Here is an 8,728-nt window from a genome sequence, read left to right on the forward strand (position 1 = left end):
GCGGCGCGGCGCCTGTCTACCTTGTCCTGAAGTCCTTCCCGTCTCCATCGATCATCCATGTACGACCACTCCAGCGACACCGACCTGCGGCACTTGCAGCTCCGGCTCGGCGGCGATCTGGCGCTGCGGCATCTCGTGGAGGCGGGACTGGACGTCCTGCCCATGCCGGGCGGCGGCCGCACCTTGGCGCGGTGGCGTGTGCTGGCGGAAGTGGCGGCCCATGATCTTTCGCTGGTCAAGCTTTTCGAGGGGCACACGGACGCGCTCGCGATCCAGGCCGAACTGGGTGGCGCCTCTATCGCCGCTGCAGGCGCACGCTGGGCGACATGGTGCGCCGAGCCGCCGGATGCCCGCGTGATGGCCGAAGACGAGGAGGGTGGTGGCGAAGACATCCGGCTGAGCGGCACCAAGGCGTGGTGCTCGGGCGCCGCCGCCGTCACGCACGCGGTCGTGAGTTGCTGGAACCGGGACGGCAAGCCTTGCCTTGCCATGGTCGAGATGGACCAGCCCGGTGTTCTGGTGACGGGCGAGGGATGGCACGCCGTGGGCATGGCTGCCTCGGCCAGCGTGAATGTCCGGTTCGACCGCGCACGGGCCCGCTGGCTCGGGCAGCCCGGCGACTACACGCAGCGCCCCGGGTTCTGGCAAGGCGGTGCGGGCATCGCCGCGTGCTGGTTCGGCGGCGCATGGGGCATCGCGCGAAAGGTCCGTGGCCTCATGGGCAGGGCCCCCGATGCCCATCGGCTGGCACACCTCGGCGCCATCGATGCGGCATTGACGCCTGCGGCCGCACTGCTGCGGGAGACGGCCGCGTGGATCGACCGCCATCCGCGCGACGATGCGAGGCAGGTGGCTTTGCGCGCGCGCCTGGCCGTGGAGCAGGCGGCCAACGAGGTCATGAGCCATGCGGGCAGGGCGCTGGGTGCGGGGCCGCTGTGTCGCGACCCCACCTTCGCACAGGCCATGGCCGACCTGCCCGTGTTCCTGCGGCAAAGCCACGCGGAGCGCGATCTTGCCGCACTCGGCTCGCTCGCTGCGCCAGACGACGGGGAGGGGCAGGATTCGTGGAAGCTCTAGCCCGTCCGCGCATTCGAGGAGAAGGCACCACCGAAGCCGAGTGGAACGGCTGGCCGGGCCTGGCGCAGCTGCCCTCGATTGACGCGCGCACGCTGGTGCCGCGCGGTGCGCGCGCCGTCGTGGTGGCCCCGCACCCCGACGACGAGGTGCTCTCGGTCGGCGGCCTGCTCGCGCAATTGAACGACGAGGGCGATGGCGGCGATGGCGGCGCACGGGTCGCGGTGATTGCCGTGACCGACGGCACGGCCAGTCATCCCGGATCGACCGAGTGGCCGGTCGAGCGGCTCGCCATGCAGCGCCCGCGCGAAAGCCGGCTGGCGCTGCGGCGTCTGGGCCTGTCGATCGAGCCCGTGCGGCTGGGCTTGCCCGACGGTGGCCTGGCCCCCTTGCGCGGCACGTTGGCGGCGCGCCTCGTCTCGTTGCTTCGGCCGCGCGACGTGGTGTTCACGACCTGGCGAGGCGATGGCCATCCGGACCATGAAGCGACCGGGCAGGCCTGCGCGCTGGCCGCCGCGAGCGCGGGCGCGCGGCTGGTGGAAGTGCCCGTGTGGGGATGGCACTGGGCGCGTCCTGGCGATGCGCGCATGCCATGGCAACACGCCGTTCGCCTCGACCTGGACGAAGACGCGGTGCGCCGCAAGCGCGCCGCGGTGCAGGCGTTTGCCAGCCAGATGCGGAGTGATGCCTCGACGGGTGCCGGACCTGTGCTGAGGGCCACTACCATTGCTCGCGCGCAGCGCGCCTACGAGGTGATGTTCCTGTGAGCGGCGTGTTGCGGCCTTACTTCGACGGCATGTATGCGGCCAGCGAGGATCCCTACGCGGTGCGACAGCGCTGGTACGAGATCCGCAAGCGCGCGCTGCTGCTGGCGGCCTTGCCGCAGCCCCGGTATCGGCGTGCCTACGAGCCCGGCTGCGGCACCGGCGAGCTGACGCAGGCGCTTTCGCAGCGCTGCGATCACCTGCTCGCGAGCGATTTCTCGCCGCAGGCGGTAGAGATCGCATGCAGGAGCACCCGTGCACTGACCAACGTGCAGGTGGTGCAGCACATCCTTCCGGCGCAATGGCCGCGCGACGCGGGCCGCTTCGACCTGATCGTCCTGAGCGAGGTGGGGTACTTCCTCGATCGGGACGAGATGCGTCGCGTGGCCGAGTGCTGCCAAGCCTCGCTCGAAGCCGATGGCACGCTGGTGGCCTGTGACTGGCGCCCGGATTTCGACGAACGGCGCCTTTCCACGGACGAAGTCCACGCGGCACTGGCCGCGCTCGGTCTGCCGCGCCTGGTGTTCCACGAGGAGGACGACTTCGTGCTGCAGGTCTGGGGACGCGACGGTCACTCGGTGGCCGAGCGCGAGGGCATCCGATGACCGGCGTCGTTGGCGTTCGAACCGGATTCGCGACGAGAACAAGCTCATGGACGACATGCTCGATCTGATTCAGTGGCCGGCCTTTCTGGCATCACTTGCTGCGGCCTGGCTGGTCGCATCCGAGACGCGGCGGCGCCGGAACTGGGGGTTCTGGGTGTTCCTGCTGAGCAACGCGCTGTGGACGGTGTGGGGCTTGCACAGTTCCGCCTTTGCGCTGATTGCCCTGCAGGTCTGCCTGGCCGCGCTCAACATCCGGGGGCTTTTCAAGACGGAGCCTTCGAAGTAGGCGTCCTTCACCCTTTCATCCGGCGGGTCGTGGATCAGCCGGGCAAGCACTTTGCGAGTGACGCACCGAATGAGGAGCCCCCATGCACCGCAGACACCGGGATCCCAACGTCCGCATCGTTCGCCGCCTCATGGCTGCGCTGCTCACAGCGGGCGTGGTCAGCGTCGTCTGCTTGCTCTTGGCCGTTGGGATGCACGGGCCGAAGAAAGGCGCCGCCGATGTTTCCGCCCCAGGCGCTGCGGCGCCGCCGCAGGACCATGCACACCCGTCCACCTCGAAGTAGCCGCTCGTTTCCCGCACTGCCGCGCAGCTACCGCGCCTTGCGCTACGGCTGGCTGCGCTGTCTGTCCAATTGCGCTTCCGCTTCGAGCCAGTCGTCGGTGGCGCTGCCCGGGGCGTCGCCTCGTCGCAGGTAGGCCTCGTAGGCCGCCCGGCGGATGGCTTCTTCGCGGCCGGGGCCCGTTGCGTCGGTCTGCTCGGCCCGGCCGATCCGCTCGCTCGAGTCGTCCTGTCCAGGAGCACCTTGCGTCTTCTGCGCCTCCTTGCCCATGTGGCTGCCTTCGGTGGGACTGTCCTGTCCGATCGCTCTGTTCTGCTCGATGTTGACGGGCGACATCGGCTTGGATTTCGCATCTTGCTTCATGAGGGCTCCTTGAAAAGGGTTCTACGGGGTCGCGGGAACGTGCATAGCAACACCCAGGGGCTGCGAGACGGCCTCCAGGTGCTGAACGACGGCGTGGATCAGCGCATCCGCGAAGCCGCCCGCAGCTCTCGCCTCCTTGCGCGCGCTCGTGACCACGCGCGGCTTCGCGCTGCGCGCCACGTGCGCGCCCGATGCGATCAATGCATCGACCAAGGCAACGTCTTCGCTGCACGCCAGGTGCCTGAAACCGCCCGCTCGCCGGTAGGCGGCCGCGGACACGCCCATGTTGGCCCCATGTATGTGTGAATGGTCTTCGTCGTCCGTGTAGGTCCGCCGGAAGTGTTCGGCCAGGAGCGGTGCGTTCTCGCCGTGGGGTGTCCAGTCGGCCACGCCCACGGTGCCGCACACCGCGTCGCAGCGCAGGGAGAGCTGGTCGACGAGCCACGAGGGGGACACCATCGTGTCGGCATCGGTGAAGGCGAGCCAGCGGGCCCCGCGCTCCAGGAGCGCCTGGGCCCCCACTGCACGGGCCATTCCGACGTTGTGTGCCCGGATGCTCACGGTGCCGGCCCCGCACGCCTGGGCATGGACCCCCGTGGCGTCGCTGCATTGATCCAGGACCACGACGATCTCGACGGCTTCGCCGTTCAGCCCAGGATGCCGGGCCGCATCGCCCAGGGCGCGCAGGCAGGCACGGATGCAGGCTTCTTCGTTGTGCGCAGGGACGGCGATTCCGATCATTCGTGTTTCTCTTTCCGGTTGCATGCGCTGGGCGGGATGGATGCTTCCGAGACTGAATGGGCAGCAACCCGCGCCGCGTCAGCACGCACGCGGTGCATTTGTAGGCTGGGGTGCAGGTGGCCCATCGCACCGCAACGGCGCCGGTGTTCGTTCGCACCGAAAGGCAGGCGCGCTTGCTGGAGGCCCCGTCGCCCTGGGGCCGAACAGCATCGCGGCCCGTTTATCAGCGGCCTGCGCGCGGTGCGTTCCTACAGCGCCGTGCCTGCAGGGCTCCTAGCGTCGCGCTCCCACTTCACGAGAGCGACATGGCCAAGAAAAACCCCACCTCCCTTTCTCCAGCTTCTTCTCCCGCGGCCAGGTCGGCCGCAAGCCCTGCCGAGATCGATGCGGCCCGCGCCGCCGCGCGCAATACCGACAGCGGCCCTGCCAGCCCCCCTCCCGAAGCGGCAGGCCGAGGCGATGCACCCACACAGAAGGCCATCGACACGCAGGCGCTGGCCGCTGGAATGCCTTCCAACCCCAACAAGCCGCTCGAGCACGGCGAAGCCAACGCCCAGGCCACGCCGGCAGGTGCCACCGTCACGCCGCCGTCACGCCTGCCGGGTGCGAGCACCCTGTCGGAACACAACGATTCCGACAAGACCGGCACCGTGGCGCCCGAGGGCCTTAACGCGACAATCGGCACGCTCGACCGCGTGCGCGTCGATTCGAGTGGGCAAGTGCTCACGACGAACCAGGGCGTGGGCATTGCGGACAACCAGAATTCGCTCAAGGCCGGCGCCCGCGGTCCGGTGCTGCTCGAAGACTTCATCCTGCGCGAGAAGATCACCCACTTCGATCACGAGCGCATCCCGGAACGCATCGTGCACGCGCGCGGCTCGGGGGCGCACGGCTTCTTCGAGTGCTACCAGCCGCTCACCGAGTTCACCAAGGCGGCGCCCTTCAAGGAGGCCGGCAAGGTGACGCCGGTATTCGTTCGCTTCTCGACCGTGGCGGGCGAGCGCGGCTCGAAGGACACTGCTCGCGATGTGCGCGGCTTCGCCGTCAAGTTCTACACGGACGAAGGCAACTGGGACCTGGTGGGCAACAACATGCCCGTGTTCTTCATCCAGGATGCGATGAAGTTTCCGGACCTGGTGCATGCGGTGAAGCCCGAGCCGCATCACCAGATGCCGCAGGCGGCCAGTGCGCACGACACGTTCTGGGACTTCGTATCGCTCATGCCCGAATCCACCCACATGCTGATGTGGCAGATGTCGGATCGCGCCATTCCGCGCAGCTATCGCATGATGCAGGGCTTCGGCGTGCACACTTTCCGGCTCGTCAACGAGGAGGGTGAGGCCTTTCTCGTGAAGTTCCACTGGCAACCGAAGCTGGGCACGCATTCGCTCGTGTGGGAGGAGGCGGTGAAGATCTCCGGCGCCGATCCCGACTTCCACCGCCGCGACCTGTGGGAAGCCATCGATGCCGGCGAGTATCCCGAGTGGGAGCTGGGGCTGCAGATCTTCACCGAGGAGCAGGCCGAGAAGTTCAGCTTCGACATCCTCGACGCCACCAAGATCGTTCCGGAAGAGCTGGTGCCGGTGCGCATCGTCGGGCGCATGGTGCTCAATCGCAATCCCGACAACTTCTTCGCGGAGACGGAGCAGGTGGCCTTCTGCGCGGCCCACGTCGTGCCGGGAATCGACTTCACGAACGATCCGCTGCTGGCCGGCCGCATTCACTCCTACGTCGACACCCAGATCAGCCGCCTGGGCGGCCCCAACTTCCACGAGCTGCCGATCAATGCGCCGATCGCGCAGGTGCACAACAACCAGCGCGACGGCATGCATCGACAGGCGATCCATCGCGGGCGCGTCGCCTACGAGCCCAACTCGTTGGCCGGCGGGTGTCCGTTCCAGGCCGGCGCGGCGCAAGGATTCACGAGCATCGCACGCCGCCTCGATGCCAAGGAAAGCGCGGACAAGGTGCGCATCAAGCCCGAGAAATTCGCCGACCACTACACCCAGGCCCGCCTCTTCTTCGAAAGCCAGACGCCCGTCGAACAGGCGCACATCGGCAACGCCTTCCGCTTCGAGCTCTCCAAGGTCACGGTGCCGGCCGTTCGCGAGCGTGTCGTGGCCAGCCTGCTGAACGCGGCGCCCGAGCTCGCGCAGCGCCTTGCGCAGGACCTGGGCATGGAACTGCCGGCGCCGCTGCCCAAGGCCCTGGAGACGCCTGCGACGCCCGAGGTCGATCAGTCGCCCGCGCTGTCGCTGATGGCGAGGCCGGGTGACGGCGGTATTCGCACGCGCAAGGTGGCGGTCCTGGTCGCCAACGGCGTCGAAGGTGCATCGCTGGGCAAGGTGGTCTCGGCGCTCGTGGCCGCCGGCGCGGTGCCACGGCTCGTCGGAGCGCGGCTCGGAACCTGCATCGGTGCGGCAGGAGAACGGTTCGCCGTGGATGCGACACTGGAGAACTCGCCCGGCTTCCTGTTCGACGCCCTGGTGCTGCCCGACGGTGCAGCCGCCGTGGAGGCGCTGGACGCCGACGCCCACACGCTCGAGTTCCTGCGCGACCAGTACTGGCACTGCAAGACCATCCTGGCGCTGGGCGCCTCCGACGCGCTGGTGGCGCAAGCGCAGATCCCCATGACCTTGCCCGATGGTGCCGAAGATCCCGGTCTCATCCTGGCCGATGCCGTCGACGCTGAGGAGGCTATCGAGGCGTTCATTGCGGCCATGGGGCAGCACAGGCATTTCGGACGCGAGAACGACCCGCCGGCTGCTTGAGGGGCCTCAGCCTGGAACCATGTTCGATGGATTTGCTGAAGTGCGTCTGGAGCTGGAGGGCGCGACGCTGCATGTACGCCATGGCGGTAGCGGTCCGCCCATGCTGTTGCTGCACGGGCATCCGCGCACGCACGCCACCTGGGCGCAGGTGGCGCCGCTGCTGGCGAGGCACTTCACCGTGGTCTGTCCCGACCTGCGCGGTTTCGGCAGATCGTCCAAGCCGGTGGACACCTCGGACCACGCGGGTTCGTCCAAGCGCGCGAAGGCGGCCGACTGTGTCCAGCTGATGGAGCGGCTCGGGCATCCGCGCTTCGCGGTGGTGGGCCACGATCGCGGTGCCTATGTGGCCTTCCGGACTGCCATGGACCATCCGGAAGCGATCAGCCGCCTCGTGGTGCTGGACGCGGTTCCCATCGTCGAGGCGCTGGAGCGCTGCAACGCCCGCTTTGCGCAGTGGTGGTGGCACTGGTTCTTCTATGCGCAGCCCGACAAGCCCGAGCGCGCGATCCTTGCCGACCCCGAGGCCTGGTATGGCGGGTCGCCGAAGCACATGGGCGCCGAAGCGTTCGAAGACTTCCGGCAAGCCATCCATGACCCGGACACCGTGCATGCGATGGTCGAAGACTACCGCGCGGGCCTGGGCATCGATTGCGCGCACGACGAAGAAGACCGCCAGCACGGCCGGAAGGTCCGGTGTCCGATGCTGTGCATGTGGTCGAAGCAGGATGATCTGGAAGCGCTGTACGGCGATGTGCTCGGCGTGTGGGCGCCGTGGGCGAGCGATCTGCAAGGCGGCGCGCTCGATTGCGGGCATCACATGGCCGAGGAGAAGCCTGTGGAACTCGCGGCGCGGCTGCTGGATTTTCTTCGGCGCTGAAACCTATACACCGATGGTTCCTCAGCATTGAGGGGCTTCGGCTTCCCCACACCGCGATGGGCCGGCGATGTGGAACAAATCGGCTTGCGCACCGGAATTGATTTCCCGACGGAGAGGGATCTTCTTTGCGTTTCCTTTGCCCTGCGGCGATGTCTCTGGCCGCGTGGCCGTAGAAGCGCGGAGATTGAGCGGGAAGTCCCCATCCATCTCTCGGTCGGATTGCCCATCTTTGCATGCAGGAAGATAAAGGCGTAATATGTCCAATATTTTAGACATATCTGATCGCGGGCTGCCATGAACCTCCACGACATCGGTGATGCTGTACGAGCGCGTCGCGTTGAACTGGGTATGTCGCAGGCGCAGTTGGCGCACTTGAGCGGCCTGTCTCGTCAGACCCTCGTCGGCCTGGAGAACGGCACGCTGAGCGATCTGGGCGTCAACCGTGTGGGGCAGGTGATGGCCGTGCTGGGCCTGGACACTCCCAAGCCCGATACGCTGGTGCGGCGCAAGAAGCGCGGGCTGTGGATGGCGGCCAAGACGGCCAGCGTCAGCTATGCGCGTGAACTGGGGCCCGAGGCGCTCGAAGAGGTTCTCGCAAGCGGCGAAGTCACGGCCCCCTTTGTCCCGCATCTGATCCACCTGCTCGACGAAGCGCCGGTGCCCATCGTGGTGATGGCTGTGGAGGAAACGGCCTCGCGTGCGCACCTGCCACCGAGGCGGATCTGGCGGAACGTGGCGAAGCTGGCCGACGCGTTGTCTGTGCATCGGCGAGCGTTGTGGGCATGAAGCCAGGACCGCTGCCCGCCGGTGCTTGGGAGAAGCTCCTTCCGCGCGCGCTGGCGTTGATTGATGAGATCACCCGTTATGGCGGGGTCGCCGATCCATTCTGGACCTTTGGCGGCGGGACCGTGCTGATGTTCCGTTACCGCCACCGCCTGAGCAAGGACATCGATATCTTCGTTCCCGA

10 protein-coding genes are annotated in these 8,728 nt (G+C 67.7%); 8 read left to right on the forward strand and 2 right to left on the reverse strand.

Translation table 11 applies throughout. The features are described from left to right. Window positions 1-57 precede the first annotated feature (57 nt). The 4 genes from ACTJLF_RS31790 to ACTJLF_RS31805 are packed head-to-tail and all read left to right on the forward strand — an operon-like array spanning window position 58 to window position 2,729. Window positions 58-1,077: an acyl-CoA dehydrogenase gene (locus ACTJLF_RS31790; protein WP_440884654.1), complete on the forward strand. Its 1,020-nt coding sequence runs from the start codon at window positions 58-60 to the stop codon at window positions 1,075-1,077. Continuing rightward, complete coding sequence (locus ACTJLF_RS31795; RefSeq protein ID WP_206169189.1) at window positions 1,065-1,841, forward strand: PIG-L deacetylase family protein; 777 nt, start codon at window positions 1,065-1,067, stop codon at window positions 1,839-1,841. Before ACTJLF_RS31790 ends, ACTJLF_RS31795 begins: the two co-directional genes overlap by 13 nt. Before the next feature lie 5 nt (window positions 1,842-1,846). Then, window positions 1,847-2,443 carry a class I SAM-dependent DNA methyltransferase gene (locus ACTJLF_RS31800; RefSeq protein WP_440884655.1) on the forward strand — a complete coding sequence of 199 codons (597 nt, stop codon included), beginning with the start codon at window positions 1,847-1,849 and terminating at the stop codon, window positions 2,441-2,443. A gap of 46 nt (window positions 2,444-2,489) precedes the next feature. Next, entirely contained in the window at window positions 2,490-2,729 is a 240-nt protein-coding gene (locus tag ACTJLF_RS31805) for a hypothetical protein (RefSeq protein WP_126185589.1), read from the forward strand. Between the two features lie 325 nt (window positions 2,730-3,054). Here ACTJLF_RS31805 and ACTJLF_RS31810 read toward each other — a convergent pair whose 3' ends face one another. Both ACTJLF_RS31810 and ACTJLF_RS31815 read right to left on the reverse strand, forming a co-directional pair. After that, window positions 3,055-3,372: a DUF2934 domain-containing protein gene (locus ACTJLF_RS31810; protein ID WP_440884656.1), complete on the reverse strand. Its 318-nt coding sequence runs from the start codon at window positions 3,370-3,372 to the stop codon at window positions 3,055-3,057. Between the two features lie 21 nt (window positions 3,373-3,393). Beyond that, a complete protein-coding gene (locus ACTJLF_RS31815) occupies window positions 3,394-4,113 on the reverse strand; it encodes a glycosyltransferase (protein ID WP_440884657.1) in 720 nt (239 codons plus the stop codon). A 305-nt stretch (window positions 4,114-4,418) separates the two neighbouring features. Here ACTJLF_RS31815 and ACTJLF_RS31820 point away from each other — a divergent pair, with 305 nt between their 5' ends. From ACTJLF_RS31820 to ACTJLF_RS31835, 4 genes are all read left to right on the forward strand, one after another. Next, window positions 4,419-6,884: a catalase gene (locus ACTJLF_RS31820; RefSeq protein WP_240650142.1), complete on the forward strand. Its 2,466-nt coding sequence runs from the start codon at window positions 4,419-4,421 to the stop codon at window positions 6,882-6,884. A gap of 19 nt (window positions 6,885-6,903) precedes the next feature. Beyond that, window positions 6,904-7,761 carry an alpha/beta fold hydrolase gene (locus ACTJLF_RS31825; RefSeq protein ID WP_440884658.1) on the forward strand — a complete coding sequence of 286 codons (858 nt, stop codon included), beginning with the start codon at window positions 6,904-6,906 and terminating at the stop codon, window positions 7,759-7,761. A 294-nt stretch (window positions 7,762-8,055) separates the two neighbouring features. Continuing rightward, on the forward strand, window positions 8,056-8,547 hold the full coding sequence (locus ACTJLF_RS31830) for a helix-turn-helix domain-containing protein (RefSeq protein WP_026346683.1): 492 nt from the start codon (window positions 8,056-8,058) through the stop codon (window positions 8,545-8,547). Beyond that, window positions 8,544-8,728, forward strand: a 185-nt coding sequence (locus ACTJLF_RS31835) for a nucleotidyl transferase AbiEii/AbiGii toxin family protein (protein ID WP_440884659.1), incomplete at its 3' end; no start/stop codon positions are given. The genes ACTJLF_RS31830 and ACTJLF_RS31835, both read left to right, overlap by 4 nt.

Origin of the sequence: Variovorax sp. 22077, assembly GCF_052044195.1 — a bacterium.
Lineage (GTDB): Bacteria > Pseudomonadota > Gammaproteobacteria > Burkholderiales > Burkholderiaceae_C > Variovorax > Variovorax atrisoli.